We start from the raw sequence: 24,590 nt of genomic DNA, 5'->3' as shown, positions 1-24,590 counted from the left end.
GCACCATGTCCGTGGCGAAAGGAGCCGGTCATGGCCCTGTTCAAGAAGCGCACGGTGGGAAAACCGGGCGAGTGGTACTACTGCCTGGAGCACAAGAAGGTCGAGGAAGGGCCCGAGTGCCCGGCCAAGGACCGCTTCGGGCCGTACGCCTCCCGCAAGGAGGCCGAGCACGCGATGGCGACGGCCCGCGAGCGCAACGTCGAGTGGGAGAACGACCCCAAGTGGCACGACGCCCCGGCGTCCGGCCGCGACGACGACTGAGACGCCTGAGAATTCGAGACTTCACGTGTTCGCTGGGGAGGCTGCGGTGCGCTGCTCGCGCAGCCGCACCGCGTGCTCGTTCGTCCGGACGTCGTACGTCATCAGCTTGGGCAGACACAGCGCCAGCAGCCCCACCGCGCCCACGCACAGCACCCCGCCCGACCAGACCGACGTCCGCACACCGCGCCAGGCGGCCATGCCGCCCACCCGGACCTGGCCGAGCTGTGGCCCCACCGAGTAGGACAGCAGCTCGATTCCGGCGAGTCGGCCACGCAGCTCGTCCGGGATCGTCTGGTTCCACATGGCGCCCCGGAAGATGCCGCTGACCATGTCGCACGCGCCGGCGACGGTGAGGAACAGCAGAACCAGCCAGACGTTCCCGGACAGACCGGCGGCGGCGATCGCGAGGCCCCACAGCGTGGCCGAGACGACCACGATCCGCCCGTGCCGGTGCATCCGCGAGGTCCAGCCGCTGGTCAGGCTCACCAGCAGGGCACCGGCGGGGACCGCCGCGTACATCAGGCCCAGCGACCACTCGGCGTCCAGCTCGTCCGCGAGGAAGGGCAGTACGGCGAGCGGCATCGCGAAGAACATCGCCGCGATGTCGATGGCGTACGTGCCGAGGAGTTCCTTGCGGCTCCACGCGTACCGGGCGCCTTCGAGGACGGACCTCAGCGACGGCTGCTGTGCCTCGCGGGCGGCGGGAGAGGGGGCCAGGCGCACGCAGAACAGCACCGACACGGCGAAGGTCACCAGATCCACGGCGTACGCCCAGCCCAGCCCCGCGAACGCGACGACCACGCCCGCCAGCGCCGGGCCGGCCACACCGCCGACCTGCCAGCGCAGGGAGTTGAGGGAAGCGGCGGCCGGCAGGTGCTCGTGCGCCACGATCCTCGGCATCAGCGAGTCCAGCGCCGGCCGCTGCACGGAGACCAGAGCCGAGGAAACGGCGGCGACCAGGTACAACGGCCAGACGGCGGGGCTGGGCACGAGGGCGTTGGCCAGCAGGACCACGCACAGCAGTCCCTGCCCGGCTTCCGTCCACACGATCAGCTTCCGCTTGTCCCACGCGTCGGCCAGCGCACCTCCGTACAGCCCGAAGACGATCAGCGGGACCAGCTCGACGGCCCCGATCGCCCCGACGGCCGCCGCGGAGCCGGTGAGTTCCTTGATCTGCACGGGCAGCGCGACGAACGTCAGAAAACTCCCGAAGTTCGTGATCAGCCCGGACAGCCACAGCCTCCGGAAGTCCACGGAGGCCCGCCAAGGGGCCAGGTCGGGGAGCAGGGCGCGCAGGCCGGCCGGCGGTTCGGGGGCGTCGGGGTTTGTGGGGGCGTCGTCGGTCACGACGGGTCATGGTCCGTGGGTACGGCCGGCCCGGGCAACCGCATTTTCCTCGGCGTACGCCTACCAGCGCGCCGGTGGGGGAGCGGTCAGTTGGTCCATCAGTCTCGACAGCCGGTCGCGCAAACTCCGGCGGCCCCGTGGCGCCGGCACCGCGTTCTCCCCGGCCGCCGCGCTCACCAGGTGCTGGACGGTGTCCAGGTCCAGCTCCGCCCCGTCCGGCACGCGCAGCGCCTCGTGGGACATCGTCGTCAGCTCGTTCCCGCCGTCGCCGAGCGTCAGAACCGTCGCCCCGGCCCGCCGCGCGTCGTGCACGCCCTCCAGCAGTTCGGCGCCCGGCGCGTCCGGCGACACCACGAGCAGCGTCTCGCCCCGGCGCGCCGCGGCGAGCCTGCCCGGTCCGACGGCGAGGTGTGCCGGATCCGAGGGGCGCGCGTCATGGCGTACGAGTGTCGGCGTCAGCTCCGGTGTCCCCGACCACGCCGCCTCGTCGACCAGATGAGCCGCGAGATGCCACGGCTCGTACTCCGGTGTGCCCACCAGCAGCAGACCGCCGCCGTGCGACACCACGGACCCGCGCAGCGTGCCCGCGAACCGGCGCGTGGCGCCCAACCACTCGGTCCCGGCCAGCACTTCGCGCAACAACGCGACCCGAACGGCATCCATACGTCCGCATCCTGCCGCAATCGACCGTTCGTGACCCACGGTTCACCCGAATTCGCCCACCTTGGGCAGACAGCCGACCCACTGTCCGTCCCTCTGCGTGGAGCGCCGGAGGATCGTCTTCCGGCGGGTCCCCGTGACGCGGCTCACCTGGCCGTCTGGGGCGGACGGGACGGACGTAAAGTCGGGCCCATGACCTCTACCGATACCGAGAGTGCACAGAAGGCCCCCGCCAAGGACCCCTGGGACCTGCCCGACGTCTCCGAGCTCGTCGTCGGCGTGCTCGGGGGCACCGGACCGCAGGGCAAGGGCCTCGCCTACCGGCTCGCCAGGGCCGGCCAGAAGGTGATCATCGGCTCGCGCGCCGCCGACCGCGCCCAGGCCGCTGCCGAGGAGCTCGGGCACGGCGTCGAGGGCGCCGACAACGCCGAGACCGCCCGCCGCAGTGACATCGTGATCGTCGCCGTGCCCTGGGAGGGGCACGGCAAGACCCTGGAGTCCCTGCGCGAGGAACTGGCCGGCAAGCTCGTCGTGGACTGTGTGAACCCGCTCGGCTTCGACAAGAAGGGCGCCTACGCGCTCAAGCCGGAGGAGGGCAGCGCCGCCGAGCAGGCTGCCGCGTTGCTGCCGGACTCGCGGGTCACGGCCGCCTTCCACCACCTGTCGGCCGTCCTCCTCCAGGACCCGGAGATCGAGGAGATCGACACGGACGTCATGGTCCTCGGCGAGGTGCGCGCCGACGTGGAGATCGTCCAGGCGCTGGCCGGCCGGATCCCGGGCATGCGCGGCGTCTTCGCGGGGCGCTTGCGCAACGCCCACCAGGTGGAGTCGCTGGTCGCCAATCTGATCTCGGTGAACCGCCGGTACAAGGCGCACGCGGGGCTGCGGGTCACGGACGTTTGAGCGGGTGGGGGACACTGGTGGGCACAGCCGTTGTCCCCCCGAGCTCACCCGAGCCCCCGAGCTCACCCGAGCCCCCCGAACTCGCCGACAGGAGTCGACTGAAATGCCCCGCCTTGGCCTCTATGCCCTGATCGTCTTCCTTCTCGCCGTGGCCGCGGCAGTGGTCTCCTTCGCGCAGGGCAGCTGGCTGGGGATCGTCTGGGTGCTGCTGGCGGGGCTGTCGTCCAACATGTGCTGGTACTACCTGAAGCGGGGCAAGGCCCACAAGTCCGTCACCCGCTGACCGAGCAGAACTCGTTCGTCCCCTGCCAGAAGCGGTACAACTCCTGCCCGCAGTACGTGTCCAGGTCGCTGATCCCGAGGCTCTTCAGGATCGCGTCGATCACGTCGAAGAACGTGTTGTTGACCGCGGGCAGCCACAGCAGCGCGAACACGAACAGCAGACCGAACGGCGCGAACGGCTCCACCTGGCGCTTGATCTTGTACGACAGCCAGGGCTCGATCACCCCGTAGCCGTCCAGGCCCGGCACCGGCAGGAAGTTCAGGATCGCGGCCGTGACCTGGAGCAGGGCGAGGAAGGCCAGCGCGAACCGGAAGTCCGTCGGTACGCCGTCCAGCGCGTCCAGCCAGAACGGGGCCGTGCAGACGATCGCGAACAGGACGTTCGTCAGCGGGCCGGCCGCCGAGATGACACTGTGCCGCCACCGTCCCCGGATCCGCCCCCGCTCGATGAAGACGGCGCCGCCGGGCAGTCCGATGCCGCCCATGATCACGAAGATGACGGGCAGCACGATGCTGAGCAGGGCGTGGGTATAGGCGAGAGGATTGAGGCTCAAGTATCCCTTCGCGCCAACGGTAATGTCGCCTCCATACAGCGCGGTACGCGCGTGCGCGTACTCGTGCAGACAGAGTGAGATCACCCAGGCCAAGGTCACGAAGAGGAAGACGGCAAGCCCTGGCGATGATGCGAAGCCCGTCCACACCGCCCACCCGGAGACTGCCGCGACGGCGGTGATCCCCAGGAAGACGGGGCTGATGCGCTGGTCGTGCGTGTGTGAAGTCGTGGTCATGCTGCAGGGCTCCTGGTACGTGACGGCCAGACGGGAGTGACTTCCACCTGATGGTGAATGTGCGGACAACCTCTCACGAGGCGCTGAAGTGTCCAGAGAGGGGTACGGCCGGGGAGCGTACCCACTCGTCGTGAGGCGTCGGCTACGCCAGGAACTTGGCAAGGCGCTCCTGGAAGTCTTCGGGAATCTCCAACGCATGGCCGCCGCGTTCTCGCGGGTGACATCGGATGGTGATGCCGGCGTGGATCAGATCCTCGCCGACCTCTATGATCCCCATGCTCTGCCATCGCTCAGCGAAAGTCGTACCGAGTGGCACAAACTTCCAGTGATCTTCACTTGCAGCATATGACACGTGCCTCGACTCGCCCTTTGTCCTGACTCGTTGGACGTACTCGCGGCGGGTGACAGGTGCACCTCCGACCGCATGGATCAACATGTCCAGGACGGGGGTGATGATCTCGTCATCGGGCCTGAACGCGTAGCCGGGGCATGCCGGGGAGCCGACGCGTGAAAGGCAGCGAATCTTTTCGGTGATCCGGTACGTCCCGTCGCTGCGTCGTTTCCGGGTCGCATGCAGCTGAAGGTTCTTTCCGCATCCCCCGCACTTGATCACATTGAGGAGCGGGGTCTTGGGTGTTGCGGAGCGTCGGCTGATAGGGGAGGCGGAATCGGCCAGGGCATCCTGAAGGCGGTCGAAGGACTCCTGGTCCAGCACACCCTCAGCTACACGGACTGGGCGGCCGTTCTGATCGTGAACCAGGACCCGCTTCTTGTACCTCTTGCCCGGAACGACCTCGCTGCGTGTCTTCCAGCCCAGCAGCGTGGGGGAGGTGAGGATTCCCTTCAGAGAGCGGGGATACCAGATGAAGTCCTTGCCTGATTTGTTGCGCTGATAGGTGTCTGCGGGAGCAGGCACGCCCCGCTCTTCAAAGTCTCGGCAGATGGCGTTGACCGGTTCGCCGCCGATGACGCGTCGAGCAGCCTCCCTGACGATTTCTGCTGTCTTTGGGTTGACTTCCAGGTAACGGGCGCCGTCTCTCGCGTAGGTGCGATAGCCGAAGGGCGGTGAGCTGCCGCCCCAGCGTGAGGAGGTGAGCAGGTGGGCGCGCGATGAGGTGACCCGCTCGGCGGCGGCGTGGGCTTCCCTCTGGGCGAAGGTGGCGATCATGGTGGCCGTCGCCTTCCCCGTCGGACTCGTGAGGTCGAACGGTTCGGTGGCGGACACCAGCCCCTTGTCTCCGTGGCTCTCGGCCCACTCGATCATCTGGTGCAAGTCACCGACCCGGCGCACGAAGCGATCGAGCCGCCAGAAGACGATGACGTCGAATTCAGGGGCGCGATCGTCGAGCCACCGGGACAGTTCTGGACGCTTCCACGGCGGAACTGCGGTGGCAGAGACGGAAAGATCTCTGGCGACACCCACTACTTGCCAACCATGCAGCGCACAGAAGGACTCACATTCTTCGATCTGCCTCTCAAGACTGGTCGTCGATTCGGTCTGGACAGTCAGCCGGACGGTGATGAGTGCCCTCGGAGATCTCCCCATGGAGTCGGAGGGTAGCGTGCTTGTATCTAAGCAGCTGGGAGTTCGATGAATTAGCCATCTCGGCTCTGGTTTCCGGCCTCCGGCCCTGGCTCCGCGCCTTCGGCTGGGGCTCCGCGCCTTCGGCCACGGCGCCGGCCGGCTTCGGTTAACGTACCGACCTTGCGGTCTTGTGGCCGCCGCACCGAAGAAACCCCGTGACCGGCTCCGACGGCACCGGAGACAATGGACCCCGTGCGCTACCGCATCCTCGGCACCACCCAGGCACTCCACCCCGACGGCAGGACCGTCCCGGTCGGCGGAGCGCGGCTGCGCGCGCTGCTGACCGTGCTCGCCCTGCGGCCCGGCCGCCCCGTCCCCGCAAGCCTCTTGGTCGACGAGGTGTGGGGCGGCGACCCGCCCGCCGACGCGACGGGCGCGCTGCAGGCGCTGGTGGGCCGGCTGCGCCGGACGCTCGGCGCGGACGCGGTCGCCTCCGCTGACGGCGGATACCGCCTCGCCGCCGCGCCGGACGACATCGACCTGCACCGCTTCGAGCGGCTGGCCGGCGACGGCACCCGCGCCCTGGCCGACGGCGACCCCGCGAAGGCGGCCGGCACCCTCGACGACGCCCTCGCCCTGTGGGGCGGCCCCGCCCTCGCCGACCTCCCCGACCGCACCGCCGAGGCGGCCCGCTGGGAGACCCGGCGCCTCGATGTGCTGCGCGCCCGCCACACCGCCGCCCTCGCCCTCGGCCACGCCGACCAGTCCCTGCCCGAACTGACCGCCCTGTGCGACGCGCACCCGCTCGACGAGTCCCTCCAGACCCTCCGCCTGCGCGCCCTGCGCGACACGGGCCGCACAGCCCAGGCCCTGGCCGCGTACGAGGACGTACGGCAGTTGCTGGCAGAGCGACTCGGAGCGGACCCGGGTCCGGAACTGCGTGCCCTGCACGGGGAGTTGCTGCATGCCCCGTCGGATCCCAACGGCGCAGCTCACGCGTGGCCGGCTCCCGGTCCCGGCTCTCATGCTCCGTCGGATCCCGACCGCGGCTCTCACGCCCCGACCGCCTCCACTCCCGCCACCGAGCCCCTCGCCACCCCCGCACCCCCGCCCCCACCCCCACCCCCACCGGCATCCTCACCCCCACCTCCGCCGGCACCCCCGCCTCCACCCCCACCCCCCGGCAACCTCCGTGCCCGCCTGACCTCCTTCGTCGGCCGGGAGGCCGATATCGACGCCATCCGGGGTGACCTGGCGGCGGCCCGGCTCGTGACGTTGCTCGGTCCCGGTGGGGCCGGGAAGACGCGGTTGTCGCAGGAGGCTGCCGAGGCTGTACGGGACGCGGCCCGGGACGGGGTCTGGCTGGCCGAACTCGCGCCCGTCGACGACCCGGACGCCGTACCGGAGGCCGTGCTGACCGCCGTAGGGGCCCGCGAGACCGTGCTCTACGGCGCCGGTGCCGAGGCGATGCGGGCCGGGACGGATCGGCACGACGACCCGGTCGAGCGGCTCGCGGAGCACTGCGGCAGGCGCCGGATGCTGATCATCCTGGACAACTGCGAGCACGTCGTCGAGGCGGCGGCCCGGCTCGTCGAGGAGTTGCTCGAGCGCTGTCCGGGACTGACGGTGCTGGCCACGAGTCGCGAACCCCTCGGCGTACCAGGGGAGTTGCTGCGACCCGTGGAGCCGCTGCCCGAACCGGTCGCGCTGCGACTGCTCGTCGAGCGGGGTGCGGCGGCCCGCCCGGGCTTCACGACACAGGACGATCCGGAAGCCTGCGCGGAGATCTGCCGGCGGCTCGACGGACTGCCCCTCGCGATCGAGCTCGCCGCCGCCCGGTTGCGGATGTTGACGCCCCGCCAGATCGCCGACCGACTGGACGACCGGTTCCGTCTGCTCACTTCCGGCAGCCGTACCGTCCTGCCCCGCCAGCAGACGCTCAGGGCCGTCGTCGACTGGTCCTGGGAGCTGCTGGACGAGGACGAACGTGACGTGCTGCGGCGGCTGTCGGTGTTCGCGGGCGGCTGCGACCTGGCCGCCGCGGAGGCCGTCTGCGGGCCCACCGTGCTGGACGCCCTCGGCTCGCTGGTCGACAAGTCCCTTGTGGTGGCCGCGCCTTCGGGCGAGGGCGGGATGCGCTACCGGCTCCTCGAAACGGTCGCCGAGTACGCGGGCGAACGGCTCGACGAGACCGGCCGTCGTGCCGAGGCCGAGCGTGCCCACCTGGCCTACTACCGCGAACTGGCTCGCACCACCGACCCGTTGCTGCGCGGCCCCGGTCAACTCGCCGCCGTCGAACGGCTGGAGCGCGAGTACGAGAACCTCCGCACCGCCCTGCGGCACGCCGTCGCCGAGCGCGACGAACAGGAGGCGATCTGCCTCGTGCTGTCGCTGGCCTGGTACTGGCAGATGCGCGACGCGCGCATCGAGGCGCGCAACTGGTGCGCCGAGGTGATGGCCCTCGGCCCCGACCCGTACACCGCACCCGTCCGCAAGGCCGCCCCGGTCTGGGAGCGCTGCACCGACGTGCCGCCCCCGCTCACCGGAGAACTCCTCACCGAGGCCCGGCGCGGTGTCCACCTCGCCCATCTGGCGTGCATGGACACGGAGTTGGAGGCCTGGGAGTCACCGCGGGCGAAGGAGAAGCTGCGCCTGATCACCGAGGTGTACGAACCCGGCCTCCCACAGACCTGCCGCACACCCGGCATGCTCTGGTTCTACGCCGTGATGCTGAGCGGCAACGTGGACCGGCTGCCCGAGATCCTCGACGCCGCCGTCCGCACCTGCCGCTCCACCTCCGGCATGGAATGGGAGCTCGCCTCCATGCTCCAGTTGCGTGCCAACATCCTCGCCAACCGCAGCGACTGGGCGGGCGACGCGACCCGCGACGCCGACGAGTCGCTGGAGATCTTCCACCGGCTCGGCGACGTCTGGGGAATCGCCGAGGCCCTCTCCGCGCGCGGCGAGGCCCGGGAACGTATCGGCGAGTACCTGCTCGCCGCCGCCGACTACGAGGCGGCGATCGAGCACGCCGAGCGCCTCGGCGCCCGCGCCCAGATGGCGGTGCTGGGCGCCCGGCTCGGCGGCGCGCTCATGGAGGCGGGCCAGACCGAGCGGGGCGAACAGGTCCTGCGTGAGGTGATCGAGCAGCCGATCGGCTCCACCGGCCAGGCGATGCCCGCGGCCCGGATGTTCCTCGCGGGCCACCTCGCCGTGACCGGCCGGATCCCGGAGGCGCGCGAGCAACTGCGGCTGGTGCGCGAGGAGTTCAAGATCGTCCACTTCGTCGTCTTCGACGCGTTCGTCACCGGCTCGGAGGCCTGGCTGGAGGCGGTCGACGGCAACTACGAGGAGTCCCTCGACAAGGCCCGGCAGGCGCTCCGGATGGCCGAGGACCCGCTGGCCGAGGCCATCGGCCCGCACATGCGCCCGCTGTACCTGGGTGTCGCCGCGCTCAGCCTCGCCGAGATCGACGGCGGCCGCCGGGCCCGTGACGGTGCCCGCTGCGTCGGCGCCGCGCGGGCGCTGCTGCCGGCCGGGCATGTCGTGACATCCCTGGAGCGCGAGGTGTACGGCCGTGCCGAGCGGCACCTGCGGGGCGCGCTCGGCGACGAGGCCTACGAGGCGGCGTACGCGGAGGGCGGTGACCTCTCCGCCGCGGAGGTCACCGCCCTGGTCTGACGCGCACCGTCGTGTCGTACGCACCGTCGTGTCGTGCGCGCACCGGCCTGTGGTAAGCACTGGCATGTCGTACGCACCGGCCTGTCGTACGGCATCGGCATCGTCTGCACCGGCATGTCGTACGCGTCGACATGCCGTACGCCGGCGCGTCAGCTCTTCGTACGGAACTTGTGGATGGCGACCGGCGCCATCACCGCCGTGATCGCCACCGACCAGGCGACCGTCACCCACAGGTCGTGCGCGACCGGGCCGCCCACCATCAGTCCGCGGGCCGCGTCGGCGAGCGTGGACAGCGGGTTGTAGTCGGTGAAGGCCTGCAGCCAGCCGGGCATCGACTGGGTCGGCGCGAAGATCGACGAGCCGAACTGCAGCGGGAACAGCACCAGGAAGCCCATCGCCTGCACGGACTGCGCGCTCTTCATGACCACGCCCAGGGTGAGGAACACCCACATGATCGACGAGGAGAACAGCGCGGACAGACCCACGGTCGCGAACAGGCCGGGCCAGTCGGTGATGTCGAAACCGACCAGGACGGCGACGATCATCAGCACGGTGGTGGCGAACAGCATCCGCCCGAGCTCCACCGCGATCTTCGCGAACAGCACCGAGCCGCGGCCGATCGGCAGGGACCGGAAGCGGTCCATGACACCGGAGTTGAAGTCCTGGCTGAAGCCGGTGCCGACGCCCTGGGACATCGTCATGGCCATCATCGCCAGCATGCCGGGGATCACGTACTGCACGTACGCGTCCTGCCCGCCGCCGAGGGACTGCCCGATCGAGCCGCCGAAAACGAACACGAACAGCAGGGTGAAGACGACCGGCATCAGCAGCGCGTCGAACATCGACTCCGGGTCCTGCCGGATCCACAGCAGGTTGCGGCGGATCAGGGCCCCGGTGTGACGCAGATGCCCGCGCAGCGGGATACGGGCGTCTCCTGTGAGGTCCGCTCCCGTGAGGTCGGGGACGGTTGCGGTGGTGGCACTCATACGACGGCCTCCTGACGGTCGGCGGGGGACTCGGCGGGCGTGGCGTCCTGCGGGGCACTGGCGCGGTGGCCGGTGAGGGACAGGAACACCTCGTCCAGGCTGGGCAGTTCGGTGACGATGGAGGAGAGCGTGATGCCGCGCGCGGTGACCGCGCCGACCACGGCGGTCAGCTGCTCGTCGCTGAGGATCGGAACCAGGACGGCACCGCGCTCGGTGTCGAGGGTGGTGGTGGCGAGCCCGGTGATGCCCAGCTCGTCCAGCGCGTCGGCGAGGGGCCGCAGCTGCAGCGGATCGGCCGGCCTGACCCGCAGGCTCCGCCCCCCGACCTTCGCCTTCAGCTCCTCGATGGCGCCGCCCGCGATCACCTTGCCGCGGTCGACGACGGTCAGCTCGGAGGCCAGCTGCTCGGCCTCCTCCATGTACTGGGTGGTGAGCAGCACGGTGACCCCCTCGCCGACCATCCGCTTGACCTCGTCCCACACCTCGTTGCGGGTGCGCGGGTCGAGGCCGGTGGTGGGCTCGTCGAGGAACAGCACGGAGGGCCGGCCGATCATGGAGGCGGCCAGGTCGAGCCGCCGTCGCATACCGCCGGAGTACGTCGAAGCCGGGCGCTTGGCCGCGTCGGTGAGCGAGAAACGTTCCAGCAGTTCGTCGGCGCGGGCCCGGGCCGCCTTGCGGGGCAGGTCGAGCAGCCGCCCGATCATGTACAGGTTCTCCCAGCCGGGGAGCTTCTCGTCCACGGAGGCGTACTGGCCGGTGAGCCCGATCACTCGCCGCAACTGCCGGGGCTGCCGTACGACGTCGTAGCCGGCCACGGTCGCCTGCCCGGCGTCGGGCTGGATCAGGCTGGACAGGATCCGCACCAGGGTGGTCTTCCCGGCCCCGTTCGGCCCGAGGACCCCCATCACGGTGCCCTCCCGCACCTCCAGGTCGACCCCGTCCAGTGCCTTGGTCTCCCCGTAGTGCTTGACCAGTCCCCGCACGGTCACGGCGCTGCCGGCGCCACCTGGGTTCTTGTCGATTCGCGTCATGGGGATGACAGTGCCAGCCCCCGCCGACAAAGCTCCGACATACCGCCGACAGCGGTTTGTCGGCGCCTACAGCCGGCCGACAGCCGAGGTGACCGCCCTGGCGCCGCTGACCTTCGGCCGCACGGCCCGCACAACGGGGCAGCCCGCCGACGGGGGAAGATCGGCGGGCTGCTGTGGTGCCGCAATGGCTCAGCCGGGGCTCAGTGGACGGAGTGCTCCTCCTGCGGGAACGTGCCGCCGACCACGTCCTCCGCGAACGCCTTCGCCGCGTTCCCCATGACCTCACGCAGATTCGCGTACTGCTTCACGAACTTCGGCACCCGACCGCCGGTCAGTCCCAGCATGTCGGTCCACACCAGCACCTGCGCGTCCGTCTCGGGGCCGGCCCCGATCCCGACCGTCGGGATGTGCAGCACCCGGGTCACCTCGGCCGCCAGCTCCGCCGGAACGAGTTCGAGGACCACCGCGAACGCTCCCGCGTCCTGGACGGCCTTCGCGTCCCGCAGCAGCTGCTGGGCCGCCTCCTCGCCGCGCCCCTGGACGCGGTAGCCCATGGCGTTCACGGACTGGGGGGTGAGACCGATGTGCGCCATCACCGGGATCCCGGACTCCACCAGCAGCTCGATCTGCCGGTGCGAGCGCTCCCCGCCCTCCAGCTTGACCGCGCCGACCCCGGCCTCCTTCACCAGCCGGGTCGCCGAGCGCAGCGCCTGCACCGGGCCCTCCTGGTACGAGCCGAAGGGCAGGTCGCCGACGATGAGGGCGCGGTTCGTGCCCCGTACGACGGCCGCCGACAGCATCGTCATCTCGTCGAGGGTGACGGGCACGGTGGTCTCGTACCCCAGGTGACAGTTGCCCGCGGAGTCCCCGACGAGCATGACCGGGATCCCGGCCTCGTCGAAGACGGACGCGGTCATCGCGTCGTACGCGGTGAGCATGGGCCACTTCTCGCCGCGCTCCTTGGCGGCGGCGAGGTCGCGGACGGTGATACGGCGGGTGCCCTTACCCCCGTACAGCGTCCTGCTGCTGCCGTCGGGGGTGCTGTTCCGCAGGGGCTGGGCAGCCGAGAGCTGCGTCATGGCAACGGCTCCTTCAGTCATCTCGAGGCGCCCTGACGGCGTCCCCGGATCGTCTCCATGGTGGCACCTCGTGCCAGTGAGGGCTAGGGGAGGCCCCTGTGATCGAGACCTTGTGATCGAGACCTTGTGATCGAGGCCTTGTGATCGAGGCCTTGTGACGGAGGCCTTGCGACGCAGGCCCCTGCGGTCCGAGCCCTCGGCGCGCGCGGAACGTATGATCTGGGTAAAGTATTTACGATACGAGACGGTCTCGTATCTTATTTGTCCTAGGCTCGAACCCATGACTACAGCCGTCCCTGATTCCCGCGTTCCGGAGGCGGTGCACCGGCGCCGCTGGGCGATCCTCGGTGTGCTGATGCTGAGCCTGCTGATCGTGGTGCTCGACAACTCGATCCTGAACGTCGCCATCAAGACGATCTCCACCCCCGCCCCCACCGGCCTGGGCGCCACCCAGAGCGAGCTGGAGTGGGCGATCAACGCCTACACCCTCGTCTTCGCGGGCCTGCTGTTCACCGCGGGCCTCCTCGGCGACCGGCTGGGCCGCAAGAAGGTCCTGCTCGGCGGTCTCGCCGTGTTCGGCATCGGCTCCGCCCTCGCCGCCTTCTCCGGCTCGCCGACCGAGCTGATCATCTTCCGCGCGGTGATGGGCCTCGGCGCGGCCTTCGTCATGCCCGCCACCCTCGCGGTCCTGATGAACGTCTTCGAGCGGGAGGAGCAGCCCAAGGCGATCGGCATCTGGGCCGGCGGGGTCGGCCTCGCCATCGCCATCGGCCCGATCACCGGCGGCGTTCTGCTCGCCCACTTCTGGTGGGGCTCGGTCTTCCTCATCAACGTGCCGATCGTCCTCCTCGCGCTCGGGCTGATGCTCTGGCTGGTGCCCGACTCCCGCGACCCCCGGCCCGGCCGGATCGACCCCGGCGGCGTGGTCCTGTCCGTCATCGGTCTCGTGCTGCTGGTCTACGGCATCATCAAGGGCGGCCAGCTCGCCGACTTCACCGACCCGCAGGTCCTCGCGACCATCGGCGCGGGTCTCGCCGTACTCGTCGGCTTCGTGCTGTTCGAGAAGCGCAGCGACCACCCGTCCATCGACGTCACCTACTTCAAGAACAAGGTGTTCTCGGCCGCGATCGCCGCCATAGCGCTGGTCTTCTTCGCGCTGATGGGCGTGACCTTCTTCTCGGTCTTCTACACCCAGAGCGTGCGCGGCTACTCCCCGCTGCAGACCGGCCTGCTGATGCTGCCGCTGGCCGCCGCCCAGATGATCTTCTCGCCGCGCGCCCGGCTGATCGTCGAACGCTTCGGCAACCGGGCCACCACCACGGCCGGCATGGCGCTCATCGCGGCGATGCTGGCCGCGTTCGCCACCCTGGACGCGGACACCCCGATCTGGATCCTCGAGGTCATCTTCTTCCTGATGGGCACCGGCATGGCGCACATCATGACGCCGACCAGCGTCGTCATCATGCAGGCCCTGCCGCGCGAGAAGGCCGGCTCCGCCTCCGCGCTCAGCAACACCTTCCGTCAGGTCGGCGGCGCCCTCGGCATCGCCGTCCTCGGATCGGTCCTGTCCACGGCCTACCGCAACTCCATCGAGGACAAGCTCGGCCTGCTCCCCGCGAACCTGCGGCACACCGCGGGCGAGTCCATCGAGGCGACCCTCGGCGTCGCCGGCCGGCTCGGTCCCCGGGGCGATGCCCTCGTCGGCCCGGCCAACGACGCGTTCCTGCACGCCATGCACCTCACCGCGCTGTGGGGAGCGGGCGTCGCGGTGGTCGGCGCGGTCGTCGTCGCCCTGTACCTGCCGGGCAAGACGGCGAGCCCGCAGTCGGGCAAGGAGGAGCAGGAGTTGGTGAAGGCGGGGGAGTAGGGGAGCCGGGAGGTGGAAAGCCTCGTGAGGCGAAGGGACGGAGCAACGTGAGCCTTGCAGAAAGCCGGCCTGTCCGGGGCGGCTCCGCCAAGGGGCGGCCCCGCAGCGAGGCGGTGGAGCGCGCCATCGTCGAGGGAGTGGTGAAGCTCCTGGAGGAGGGCGTGCCGCTCGCCGAGCTGTCCATCGAGCGCATCGCCCGTACCGCCGGTGTCGGCAAGGCCACCATCTACCGCCGCTGGAGCGGCAAGGAGGAGCTCTTCGCCGACGTCGTACGCGCAGCCGAGCCACCCGAACCGGAACTCCCCGGCACCTCGATGCGCGACGACCTCGTGGCCGTCATGGAACACGCGCGCCGGCGCGGCCTGATGACCCGCTCCTCCGTGCTCCTGCACAACGTCTACGCCCAGATGAAGAGCAGCCCGAAGATCTGGGCCGCGTACCACGCGACGGTCGTCGAGCCGCGCCGACGGCTCCAGGTGGAGATCCTGCGCCGCGGTCAGCGGACCGGTGAACTGCGTGCCGACGTCGACGTCGAACTGATGAATGACCTGTTCGTCGGCCCGATGCTGCTGCGCACGGTGATGCGTCCGGACGCCGACCTGCCGGAGGGCCTGTCGGAGCTGCTCGTCGACACCGTCCTCGAAGGACTACGGCCCGTCAGCTCACCGTCCGTCCGTTCATCGTCCGTCAGTTCACCCTCCGCCAGCTCATCGTCCGTCAGTTCGGCCCCGCCGTAGCCCGTTCGTGCGTGTTTCGTCACAGCGGGCGCTTTCCCCGCCCGCGCCCGGAACTGGGCGTACCGAGTTGTACGTCATCGTGCCCGTACGGCCGTCCGGACACGGGCGGGAAGGAGGCCGGGCATCCCCTAGGGTCTTAGGACAGGGGGAACGAACGGTGTGCACGGCGGGCAGTGAGGCGACGGTATGGCGCAGCAGGCGTACATGACGGAAACGGACAACGGAGGCTCGGGGCCCGAGCGCCCGGGAACCCGGATCCGGCGCCTGATGGGCCGGCTGGCGAACCGTCTGTTCGGCGGCCGGCTCGGTGACCGGCGGATCTGGCGTCGGGGTCTGGTCCTCGCCGCCCTCTCGGTCCTGGTCGCCCTGGTCATGCTGCTGCACGCGCAGATCCCGAACGTGATCGGCAACCTCGGCAGCCTCACCGAGACCTTCCTGCCCTGGCTGGGCCTGTGCGTCCCGGTCCTGGTGCTGCTCGCGCTGGCGCGCAGGTCGGCGACCGCGCTGATCGCGGTGCTCTTCCCGGCGATCGTCTGGCTGAACCTCTTCGGCGGACTGCTCGGCGACAAGGCGGGCACCGGCGGCGACCTCACCGTAGTCACGCACAACGTCAACGCCGACAACCCGGACCCGTCCGGCACCGCCCGGGACGTGGCCGCGTCCGGCGCGGACGTGCTGGCCCTGGAGGAGCTGACCACGTCGGCGGTCCCGGTGTACGAGCAGGCGCTGGCGTCGACGTACAGGTACCACGCGGTCGAGGGCACGGTCGGGCTGTGGAGCAAGTACCCCCTGACCGGCGTCAGGCCCGTCGACATCAAGCTCGGCTGGACCCGCGCGATGCGCGCCACCGTGACCGCGCCGGCCGGGCAGGTCGCGGTGTACGTCGCCCACCTCCCGTCGGTGCGGGTGAAGCTGGAGGCCGGGTTCACGGCCCGGCAGCGGGACACGAGCGCGGACGCGCTGGGCGAGGCCATCGGCCACGAGAAGCTCACCCGGGTCGTCCTGCTCGGCGACCTGAACGGCACCATGAACGACCGCGCGCTCAACGGCGTGACCTCCCAGATGCGCTCCACGCAGGGCGCGGCGGGCAGCGGCTTCGGCTTCAGTTGGCCGGCGTCGTTCCCGATGGCGCGCATCGACCAGATCATGGTCAAGGGGATCGAGCCGGAGAGCTCCTGGTCGCTCCCGGAGACCAGCAGCGACCATCTGCCGGTGGCCGCGCGTGTGAACGTCGCCACGTCCTCCTGAGCCGACCGGCTGGAATACCGGGGCGAGGGGTCTTTGTTCCGGAAGGGAACATACGCTGAACGGAACTTCGCACTCCCTCGAAAGGCAATGGTCTCTTCATGCCCCTGGCCCTGCTCGCCCTCGCCGTGGGCGCCTTCGGCATCGGTACGACCGAGTTCGTGATGATGGGCCTGCTGCCCGACGTCGCGGACGACCTGCACATCTCGATCCCCACCGCCGGGCATCTGGTCTCGGCGTACGCGCTTGGCGTGGTTATCGGCGCGCCCCTGCTGGCCGCCGTCACCTCTCGGATGTCCCGTCGTACGGTCCTCATCGGTCTGATGGCCCTGTTCGTGGTGGGCAACGCGCTCTCCGCGTTCGCTCCCGACTACCACCTGCTGCTGGCCGCCCGCTTCCTCAGCGGCCTCCCGCACGGCGCCTTCTTCGGCGTGGGCGCCGTCGTCGCCACCACGATGGTGGCCCCGGAGCGCAAGGCCCGCTCGGTGTCCCTGATGTTCCTCGGCCTGACGGTCGCCAACATCGCGGGCGTCCCCGTCGCCACCCTCCTGGGCCAGCACCTGGGCTGGCGGGCCACGTTCCTCGGCGTCAGCGCGATCGGCCTGGTGGCGATAGCGTCGCTGGCCCTACTGATCCCCCGCGGCGAGACGGCCACCGGCGGCACGGGCCTGGGCGGCGAACTCGCGGCGCTGAAGTCCGTCCCCGTCTGGCTGGCCCTCGGTACGACCGTCGCCGGCTTCGGGGCCCTGTTCTCCGCGTACAGCTACATCACGCCGATGCTCACGGACGCCGCCGGGTACGCAGACTCCGATGTGACCCTGCTCCTCGCCCTGTTCGGCGTGGGCGCGACAGCGGGCAACCTGCTGGGCGGCCGCCTCGCCGACCACTCGCTGCGCGGCACGCTGTTCGGCGGACTGATCTCGCTGGTGGCCGTACTGGCGCTGTTCCCGCTGCTCATGACCACCCAGTGGAGCGCGGCCCTGGCGGTCGTCCTCCTCGGCTCGGCCGCCTTCATCACCGGCTCCCCGCTCCAGCTGATGGTGATGGAGAAGGCCTCCGCGGCCCCCTCCCTCGCCTCCTCCGCCAACCAGGCCGCCTTCAACCTGGCCAATGCCGGGGGCGCGTGGATCGGCGGGCTGGCCCTGGCAGCCGGTTTCGGCGCGACCTCCCCGGCGCTCGCCGGGGCGGGGCTGGCGGTGCTCGGCGTGATCGTGGCCGGCGTAGCGACGCTCGTGGACCGTCGCAGCGGCGTTCCGGCGACCGGGCGCGAGCGGATCGTCGTGACGCATGTGCCGGGGGCGTCGGAGGAGATGGTGCGGTCGTAGGCGGGCCGTGTTCCCGCCGAAGGGCCATACGTTCTCCAGGGCCCTGAGTACCGGGACTCTGGGTCCTGGGCCCAGGGCACCGCACCGCCGACGTGCACCACACAATCGCAAGACAGACGCCCACGGGGCCGACGGTCACGGACCGTCGGCCCCGTGCTCGCATCAGGGGCAGCCGCAACGACTGGCGGGCGTTCACGGAGTCCGGCGTCGAGCGGGCCTGCCGCGGCGCGCCGGGGGCGCGACCGCGGTCTTCGGGGATCGGTGATCGTCCGGTGGTGTTCGGCCGATCAGACGCGGTCGTGAAGAGTGACCTGGTAGCCGTCGGGGTCGGCGAAGGTGAAGGTCCGGCCGAAGGGGCCGTCGATCGGTGCGGAGACGATGGTGTGGCCGTCGGCGACGAGAGCGTCGTGTATGGCCTGGACGTCCGTGGCGTGGAGCCAGATCGCGGCACCGATGCCGGGCTGAGCGACGGAGGCGAGATCGGTGCCGGGAACGACGTCGCGGAGTGCGAACGCGATCGGCTTCGTCTCGAAGACGACGGCGTGCGGAGGTCCGGCCTGCGAGCGGACGAGGCCCAGGTACCGCTCGTAGAACGCCTGCGAAGCGTCCAGGTCGCGCGCTTGGAGCGAGATGAAGTCGGGGCCGGTGGCGGGCATGATGGTGCTCCTTCTTTCCGTGTCAGTATTCTGACACGGGTCAGGCTATGTCAGAATGCTGACATGAATCAAGACGGTGTCGACCTGGAGACGTCACTGGGCTACCTGCTGAAGGAGGCGTCGAGCGCCCTCCGCGCAGCCATGGAGGAGGTGCTGCGGCCGCTCGGGATGAGCGTGACGCGCTACTCCTGCCTCGAACTGTTGGCTCAACGACCGGGCCTGTCGAACTCCGAGCTCGCGCGGGGCGCGTTCGTGACACGGCAGTCGATGAACGTGCTGCTCCAGGCCCTGGAACGAGAGGGCTACGTGACCAGGCCCGCGGAGGCGCCCGTCGGGAAGGTTCTTCCCACGCGGCTCACGCCTCTCGGCCGACGGAGCCTCGAGAAGGCGACCGTGGCGGTCCGGTCCGTCGAGGTCAGAATGCTGTCCGGCATGACCGAGACCGAGCAGTCAGACGCGTTCCGGATCCTGCGGAGCATGATCCGTTCCCTGCGCGATGGCGACGACGCCGCATAGTTCGGTCCGCTCGGTCGCCGCGGCCGAGCTGGTTCCGACTCGCCTCTCGTCTTCCCGAGGTCGGCCCAACTGCTGCTCCTGTTCGGCCAGTTCGCACCAGACCGTCTTGCGGTCCGCTCCCTGCTCCACGCCCCAACGCCGGGCAAGTGCGTCGACCAGCGTCAGGCCGCGGCCGGACTCGGCCGTTTCGGAGGCGGACAGGAGGGTGGGCAGGGCGCGTGGGTCCGGATCGGTGACCTCGATGCGGGTGTGACCGAGGCCGGTCCCGGTGACGCGGACGGTCACCGGGACCGACCTCGCCGAGGTGGTCGAGCACCTGTTTCTTGCGAGGAGGCCCCGGCGTTCATGCCGGGAGGAATCGCATCCGGGGGTCGCGACGCGGAGCGTCGCCGCATCCGTCGTCGCGCACAGCCGGACTTCGAAGTCGAGTGCGTGAAGGAGGTGGCGCAGTTCTGGTACGGCTGGTGGTCGCGAGCAGGCTGAGTTGGAAGGTCATGAAGAGGTGAACCAGGGGCCCAGCGAGCCGTAACCCTCACGCCTCCGGCACGTCGAACCGGGCCAGGTCCCGCAGCCACGCCCGCGCGTTGCTGTCTGACGGGGCCCGCCAGTCTCCACGCGGCGAGAGCGAACCGCCGGCCGAGACCTTCGGTCCGTTCGGCATGGCCGAGCGTTTGAACTGCGCGAACGCGAAGAAGCGGCGGCAGAACACCTCCAGCCACTGCCGGATCTCGGGCAGGTCGTACGCCACCCGCTTGGCCTCCGGGAAGTTCGGCGGCCAGGCGCCGGTCTCCGGGTCGTGCCAGGCGTGCCAGGCCAGGAAGGCGATCTTCGACGGGCGGAAGCCGTAGCGCAGCACGTGGAAGAGGGTGAAGTCGTGCAGCGCGTACGGGCCGATCTTGGACTCGGTGGACTGCATCTCCTCGCCCGGTACGAGTTCCGGGCTGATCTCGGTGTCGAGGATCGCGGCGAGCGTGTTCCCGGTGTCCTCGTCGAACTGGCCGCTGCCGATGACCCAGCGGATCAGATGCTGGATCAGCGTCTTCGGCACGCCCGAGTTGACGTTGTAGTGGCTCATCTGGTCGCCCACGCCGTACGTGGACCAGCCGAGCGCAAGCTCCGAGAGGTCGCCGGTGCCGAGCACGATGCCGCCGCGCTGGTTGGCGAGCCGGAACAGGTAGTCGGTGCGCAGTCCGGCCTGCACGTTCTCGAAGGTGACGTCGTACACCGGCTCGCCGGAGGCGAACGGGTGGTCCATCTCCTTCAGCATCAGCCGCGCGGTGGGCGTGATGTCCAGCTCGGCCGCGGTGACGCCGAGGGAGCGCATCAGCTTGTGGGCGTTGTCCTTGGTGTGGTCGCTGGTGGCGAAGCCGGGCAGGGTGAAGGCCAGGATGTCGGTGCGCGGGCGGCCGGCGCGGTCCATCGCCCGGGCGGCGACGATCAGCGCGTGCGTGGAGTCGAGACCGCCGGAGACGCCGATGACCACTTTCGGGCCGCCGATCGCGGCGAGCCGCTGCTGCAGTCCGGCGACCTGGATGTTGTACGCCTCGTAGCAGTCCAGGGCGAGCCGGTCGGGGTCGGCGGGCACGAACGGGAACCGTTCGAGGCGGCGACGCAGGCCCAAGTCCGTGGCCGGCGGGTCGAGTTCGAAGGACACCGTCCGGAAGTCCCCGGTCCGCGCGGCGTGCGTACGGCGGTTGTCGTCGAACGTGCCCATCCGCATCCGCTCCTGCCGCAGCAGGTCGAGGTCCACGTCGGCCACCGCGTACTGGTCGCCCACCGGGAAGCGGTCGGACTCCGCCAGCAGGGCCCCGTTCTCGTAGATCAGGGTCTGCCCGTCCCAGGACAGGTCGGTGGTCGACTCACCGAGACCGGCCGCCGCGTAGACGTACGCGGCGAGGCAGCGGGAGGACGCCGAGCGGCACAGCAGCTTGCGGTCCTCGGCGCGGCCGACCGTGATCGGGCTGCCCGAGAGATTGAGGAGGACGGTCGCGCCGGCCAGGGCGGCCTCGGCGCTCGGCGGCACCGGGACCCACATGTCCTCGCAGACCTCCGCGTGCACCACAAGGCCGGGGACGTCCGCCGCCTCGAAGAGCAGGTCCACGCCGAACGGCACGCTCTCACCGGCGACCCGGATCGTCCCGCCGCGCTCGTCGTCGCCCCCGGCGAGCTGCCGGCGCTCGTAGAACTCCCGGTAGTTCGGGGGGTACGACTTGGGTACGACGCCGAGGATCCGGCCGCGGTGCACGAGCACCGCGCAGTTGTAGATCCGGTTGCGGTGGCGCAGCGGGGCGCCGACGACCAGGACCGGCAGCAGGTCCGCCGACCCTTCGACCACGGTTCGGACCGCCCGCTCGACCTCGTCCAGCAGCGCGTCCTGCAGCAGCAGGTCCTCGATCGAGTAGCCGCACAGGCCCAGCTCGGGGAAGACGGCGACCGCGACCCCGTCCCGCGCGCACTCGCGCGCCTGACGCAGAACCGCTTCGGCGTTGGCGGGCGGGTCCGCGATGACGGTGTGGCCCGTGCACGCGGCGATGCGGGCGAAGCCGTGCTGATAGATGGACCAGAAGTTCGACTGAGGCACGGCCCCAGTGTAATCGTCAGAGCGACACGATGGCCTGATGGCCCCCTCGCCCCTCTGTAAGCCCCGTATCGCCGGTATCACCAGCCCCCCTCACCAGGGGTACTTCCGGGTAAACCGGGACAGTCGGCCCGCTTCTGCCGTACAACTGACGTACGACCCGATCGCGACGTACCGCATGACGCGCGCATGCCGCACAACGCAGGAGAAACCATGGGCAACTGGCTGTTCGTCGCCGCCACCCTCACCGTCGGCGGCATCAGCAACGCCCTCTTCGCGCTCGCCCGCGCCCGCCGGTCGAGCGGGCGCACGCACGAGCGCCCGCTTCCCGACGAACACCGTCGGGAAGCGGGCGCCCATGGCCCTGCCGCTGTCGTCAGCGACGGGTGTACGACTCCACGTAACCGCTCGCGGGCGTACCCACGCCGGTGACGTCGTCGTAGCCCTTCACGGCCTTCAGCGAGCTGTCCGCGCCCAGGGTCCGCACCGAGGTGAGCAGGCCCTCCGACGCGTCGAAGCTGTTGGCGAAGTCGACGCGGGCCACCGCGAGGCCGGAGCCCGTCGGGTTGTCCGTGACGTCGTGGTACGCCTTCGAGCCGTACTTCGCGTAGATCGTCGGGTTGGCGAACCCGATCGGCTTGCCGCCGCGCGCCTGCTGGGCGAGCGCCTGCACGGCCGCGATCACCGGCGAGGCCAGCGAGGTGCCGCCGATGCGGTACTCGCTGTACTGCTGCGACCCGTCCGGGAAGCTCTGGGTCTGGCCGACCTTGAAGCCGGTGTTCGGGTCGGCGATCGCCGCGATGTCCGGGACGACGCGGTTGCCGGCCGCGTTGTTGGCCGTGGCCAGCGCGTTCGGGACGACACCCTTCTGGTAGAAGGGCTCGGCGACCGTCTTGCTGGTGCCGCCGCCCGCACCCGAGGTGAACGCGCCGGGGAAGTTGGTCCAGCTCTTGCCGTCGGCCGACAGCAGGGCCTTCTCGGTGCCCCAGCCGGTCTCCCACAGGTACTTGTCGCCCTTGCCGACCGCCAGCGAGGTGCCGCCGACCGCCGTCACCCACGCCGAGTTGGCCGGGGTGTCGACCTGCTTGGTCCCGGTGTTGGCGACCTCGTCGCCGTTGTCGCCGGAGGAGAAGTAGAAGCCGATGCCCTCGACCGCGCCCAGCTGGAACACCTGGTCGTAGGCGGCCGCGAGGTCCGGCGTCTGGTTGGCCTCGATGTCGCCCCAGGAGTTGGAGACGATGTCGGCCAGGTGCTTGTCGACGATCTTGCTGAGCGAGTCGAGCAGGTCGTCGTCGTAGCAGGAGGCGGCGCCCACGTACGTGACGTCCGCGGCCGGCGCGACCGCGTGCACGGCCTCGACGTCGAGGGTCTCCTCGCCGTACCAGCCGGCCGCCCCGCACTCCGTGGTCTTGGTGTACTTCTTCGGCAGCACCTGGTGCAGCTGGCCGGTGCTCCAGGCGGCGTCGCCGTGCTTGTTGGCGTAGGTGGCCGCGTCGAAGGCGATGGTCGGGGAGGCGTACGCGTCGGTGATGGCGACCCGCACCCCCTTGCCCGTGTACGTCCCGGCGCCGTACGCGGCCCGCAGCTGCTTGCCGGTGTAGCCCTGGATCGCGTACGGGATCTTCCCGCCGTACGCGTCCGGCAGCGTGGTCGCGATGTTCGAGCCGTAGTACGAGGAGAACGGCCCGGAGTTCTTGAACACGGCGTCCGGCGGCGGCAGTTGGTCCGCGTGGGTCGCCTTGTGCGGCGCGTTGTCCAGGCCGGTGACGGTCAGGACGGCACCGTTCAGGCTGTCCGGCGCGGAGGCCGCCTTCGCGGGCGCGCGGTAGGTCTTGGAGCCCTTGGCGTAGTTGTGCAGCTGGGTGCCGAACGCCTTCTCGGCGGCGGCCACGTCACCGGTGACGGAGACGTAGTGCTGCGTGACACCCGTGACCTTCAGGCCCGCGGACGTCAGCCAGGACTTCACCGCGGCGACCTGCGCCTTGGTCGCGCCGAAGCGGGCCTGCGCCTGCCCCGCGCTCAAGTACGTGCCGTACGCGGCCGAGTTCGGGTCCGACACGGCCTTCGCGTACGCGGCCAGACCGGAGGCGTTCCGGCCGGCGAGGTAGACCCGGGCGGTGACCTGGGAGGCGTCCGGCGTGGCGCCCTTGTCGGCCTTGGCCGTCGCCCACGCGGGCTTGGTGCCGGCCAGCGTGTCCCGGCCCGGGTTGTCCGCGGCGTGCGCCGCGGGTATGCCGAGCGCCAGCGCACCGGCGATCATTGGCAGTGTCGCCGCCATGCTCACCCCGGCGCGCACCTTGGCGCGTTTGGATCTCATAGAACCCCCTGTGCGGTTCGTGGCGAGTGGATCACTCGACCGTGGCCACTCTCGCGACGAACGGTTCATGCCAGGGGAATGCCGACACCAAGAAGAGCCCAATTAACGTAATGTCACGGCCATTTGAGGGTTAACCCGGCACGAAGAAGATATGGAGGCCGAGGGTTATCCCTCTATGGTCGCCGACTCCTCCCTTGCTACGACCGCGGTTTCGCGCCCCGTTCCTTCAACATCCCCGCCATGAGGTCGATTTCGGACTGCTGTCCGTTCACCATGCCCTGCGCGAGCTGCTTCTCCACACCGACCGTGCACTTGTCCACGCAGCCCTCGGCCATGTGGATGCCGCCCTTGTGATGGTCCGTCATCAACTGGAGGTAGAAGATCTCGGCCTGCTTGCCGCTCAGCGTGCCCAGTTTCTTAAGGTCGCTGTTGGTCGCCATGCCGGGCATCAGCGCCCCGTCCTTGCCGGCGGGCATGTCCCCCATGCCCATCCAGGTCATCGGCGGGTCCGCGGACACCTTCGGCAGCTGCCACAGGTCGAGCCAGCCCAGCAGCATGCCGCGCTGGTTGGCCTGCGTCTGCGCGATGTCGTACGCGAGGCGCCGCACGTCCTCGTCGTCGGTGCGGTCGCGCACGATGTACGACATCTCGACGGCCTGCTGGTGGTGCACGGACATGTCCCTGGCGAACCCGGCGTCCGCGGAGTCGGCGGTGGGCGTCGGGTCCGAGCCCGAGTCCTCGGCGACGGCGTAACTGACGGCTCCCGCCGCGACCAGCACCCCGGCCACGGCGACGGCCACTCCGGC

The 24,590-nt window shown here is 70.3% G+C and carries 21 protein-coding genes; 9 read left to right on the top strand and 12 right to left on the bottom strand.

The window, feature by feature from the left end; genetic code table 11:
• Positions 1-30 precede the first annotated feature (30 nt).
• Positions 31-261, top strand: a complete 231-nt coding sequence (locus ACIBK3_RS02900; protein WP_399361193.1) for a hypothetical protein — start codon at positions 31-33, stop codon at positions 259-261.
• Positions 262-282: 21 nt separating this feature from the next.
• Here ACIBK3_RS02900 and ACIBK3_RS02895 read toward each other — a convergent pair whose 3' ends face one another.
• Together ACIBK3_RS02895 and ACIBK3_RS02890 are read right to left on the bottom strand one after the other, a co-directional pair.
• Positions 283-1,608, bottom strand: a complete 1,326-nt coding sequence (locus tag ACIBK3_RS02895) for an MFS transporter (RefSeq protein ID WP_399361191.1) — start codon at positions 1,606-1,608, stop codon at positions 283-285.
• 60 nt (positions 1,609-1,668) lie between these two features.
• Complete coding sequence (locus ACIBK3_RS02890) at positions 1,669-2,271, bottom strand: hypothetical protein (RefSeq protein ID WP_399361189.1); 603 nt, start codon at positions 2,269-2,271, stop codon at positions 1,669-1,671.
• Between the two features lie 189 nt (positions 2,272-2,460).
• Here ACIBK3_RS02890 and npdG point away from each other — a divergent pair, with 189 nt between their 5' ends.
• Entirely contained in the window at positions 2,461-3,171 is a 711-nt protein-coding gene (npdG, locus tag ACIBK3_RS02885; RefSeq protein ID WP_399361186.1) for an NADPH-dependent F420 reductase, read from the top strand.
• A 103-nt stretch (positions 3,172-3,274) separates the two neighbouring features.
• Entirely contained in the window at positions 3,275-3,454 is a 180-nt protein-coding gene (locus ACIBK3_RS02880) for a hypothetical protein (protein WP_399361184.1), read from the top strand.
• Here ACIBK3_RS02880 and ACIBK3_RS02875 read toward each other — a convergent pair.
• Together ACIBK3_RS02875 and ACIBK3_RS02870 are read right to left on the bottom strand one after the other, a co-directional pair.
• On the bottom strand, positions 3,444-4,241 hold the full coding sequence (locus ACIBK3_RS02875; RefSeq protein WP_399361182.1) for a site-2 protease family protein: 798 nt from the start codon (positions 4,239-4,241) through the stop codon (positions 3,444-3,446). The genes ACIBK3_RS02880 and ACIBK3_RS02875 overlap by 11 nt on opposite strands.
• 142 nt (positions 4,242-4,383) lie before the next feature.
• The gene (locus ACIBK3_RS02870; RefSeq protein ID WP_399361179.1) at positions 4,384-5,787 is read right to left on the bottom strand and encodes a recombinase family protein; all 1,404 of its coding nucleotides are present in this window, start codon (positions 5,785-5,787) and stop codon (positions 4,384-4,386) included.
• A 222-nt stretch (positions 5,788-6,009) separates the two neighbouring features.
• Here ACIBK3_RS02870 and ACIBK3_RS02865 point away from each other — a divergent pair, with 222 nt between their 5' ends.
• Entirely contained in the window at positions 6,010-9,447 is a 3,438-nt protein-coding gene (locus ACIBK3_RS02865; protein WP_399361176.1) for an AfsR/SARP family transcriptional regulator, read from the top strand.
• A 149-nt stretch (positions 9,448-9,596) separates the two neighbouring features.
• Here the strand turns inward: ACIBK3_RS02865 and ACIBK3_RS02860 are convergent, their stop codons facing one another.
• The 3 genes from ACIBK3_RS02860 to panB all read right to left on the bottom strand — a co-directional run bounded on the left by ACIBK3_RS02860 (position 9,597) and on the right by panB (position 12,543).
• Positions 9,597-10,433 (bottom strand): ABC transporter permease, encoded by an 837-nt coding sequence (locus tag ACIBK3_RS02860; protein WP_399361174.1) that lies wholly within the window; start codon positions 10,431-10,433, stop codon positions 9,597-9,599.
• Positions 10,430-11,464, bottom strand: a complete 1,035-nt coding sequence (locus tag ACIBK3_RS02855) for an ATP-binding cassette domain-containing protein (RefSeq protein WP_399361172.1) — start codon at positions 11,462-11,464, stop codon at positions 10,430-10,432. Before ACIBK3_RS02855 ends, ACIBK3_RS02860 begins: the two co-directional genes overlap by 4 nt.
• Before the next feature lie 200 nt (positions 11,465-11,664).
• Positions 11,665-12,543, bottom strand: coding sequence for a 3-methyl-2-oxobutanoate hydroxymethyltransferase (panB, locus tag ACIBK3_RS02850; protein WP_399361170.1), 879 nt, complete (start codon positions 12,541-12,543; stop codon positions 11,665-11,667).
• A gap of 280 nt (positions 12,544-12,823) precedes the next feature.
• On the opposite strand from panB, the gene ACIBK3_RS02845 reads away from it, so the two are divergent.
• The 4 genes from ACIBK3_RS02845 (at position 12,824) to ACIBK3_RS02830 (ending at position 17,717) form a co-directional block, all read left to right on the top strand.
• Positions 12,824-14,410: an MFS transporter gene (locus tag ACIBK3_RS02845; RefSeq protein ID WP_399361168.1), complete on the top strand. Its 1,587-nt coding sequence runs from the start codon at positions 12,824-12,826 to the stop codon at positions 14,408-14,410.
• A 47-nt stretch (positions 14,411-14,457) separates the two neighbouring features.
• On the top strand, positions 14,458-15,147 hold the full coding sequence (locus ACIBK3_RS02840; RefSeq protein WP_399361166.1) for a TetR/AcrR family transcriptional regulator: 690 nt from the start codon (positions 14,458-14,460) through the stop codon (positions 15,145-15,147).
• 267 nt (positions 15,148-15,414) lie between these two features.
• Positions 15,415-16,395 (top strand): endonuclease/exonuclease/phosphatase family protein, encoded by a 981-nt coding sequence (locus ACIBK3_RS02835; protein ID WP_399362086.1) that lies wholly within the window; start codon positions 15,415-15,417, stop codon positions 16,393-16,395.
• 98 nt (positions 16,396-16,493) lie between these two features.
• Positions 16,494-17,717 (top strand): MFS transporter, encoded by a 1,224-nt coding sequence (locus ACIBK3_RS02830; protein ID WP_399361164.1) that lies wholly within the window; start codon positions 16,494-16,496, stop codon positions 17,715-17,717.
• 287 nt (positions 17,718-18,004) lie between these two features.
• Here the strand turns inward: ACIBK3_RS02830 and ACIBK3_RS02825 are convergent, their stop codons facing one another.
• A complete protein-coding gene (locus tag ACIBK3_RS02825; protein WP_399361162.1) occupies positions 18,005-18,373 on the bottom strand; it encodes a VOC family protein in 369 nt (122 codons plus the stop codon).
• 63 nt (positions 18,374-18,436) lie between these two features.
• Here ACIBK3_RS02825 and ACIBK3_RS02820 point away from each other — a divergent pair, with 63 nt between their 5' ends.
• Positions 18,437-18,889, top strand: coding sequence for a MarR family winged helix-turn-helix transcriptional regulator (locus tag ACIBK3_RS02820; RefSeq protein ID WP_399361160.1), 453 nt, complete (start codon positions 18,437-18,439; stop codon positions 18,887-18,889).
• Here ACIBK3_RS02820 and ACIBK3_RS02815 read toward each other — a convergent pair.
• From ACIBK3_RS02815 to ACIBK3_RS02800, 4 genes are all read right to left on the bottom strand, one after another.
• A complete protein-coding gene (locus ACIBK3_RS02815; protein WP_399361158.1) occupies positions 18,824-19,174 on the bottom strand; it encodes an ATP-binding protein in 351 nt (116 codons plus the stop codon). The genes ACIBK3_RS02820 and ACIBK3_RS02815 overlap by 66 nt on opposite strands.
• Before the next feature lie 247 nt (positions 19,175-19,421).
• Positions 19,422-21,470: an NAD(+) synthase gene (locus tag ACIBK3_RS02810; protein WP_399361156.1), complete on the bottom strand. Its 2,049-nt coding sequence runs from the start codon at positions 21,468-21,470 to the stop codon at positions 19,422-19,424.
• A gap of 373 nt (positions 21,471-21,843) precedes the next feature.
• On the bottom strand, positions 21,844-23,784 hold the full coding sequence (locus tag ACIBK3_RS02805; RefSeq protein ID WP_399361154.1) for a protease pro-enzyme activation domain-containing protein: 1,941 nt from the start codon (positions 23,782-23,784) through the stop codon (positions 21,844-21,846).
• Between the two features lie 197 nt (positions 23,785-23,981).
• Positions 23,982-24,584, bottom strand: coding sequence for a DUF305 domain-containing protein (locus ACIBK3_RS02800; protein ID WP_399361152.1), 603 nt, complete (start codon positions 24,582-24,584; stop codon positions 23,982-23,984).
• Positions 24,585-24,590: the final 6 nt, after the last annotated feature.

The sequence above is a fragment of the Streptomyces sp. NPDC050287 genome (assembly GCF_044459385.1).
Lineage (GTDB): Bacteria > Actinomycetota > Actinomycetes > Streptomycetales > Streptomycetaceae > Streptomyces.
The sequence above is the reverse complement of the archived record's forward strand: the minus strand, read 5'-3'. Positions and strand labels throughout refer to the sequence as shown.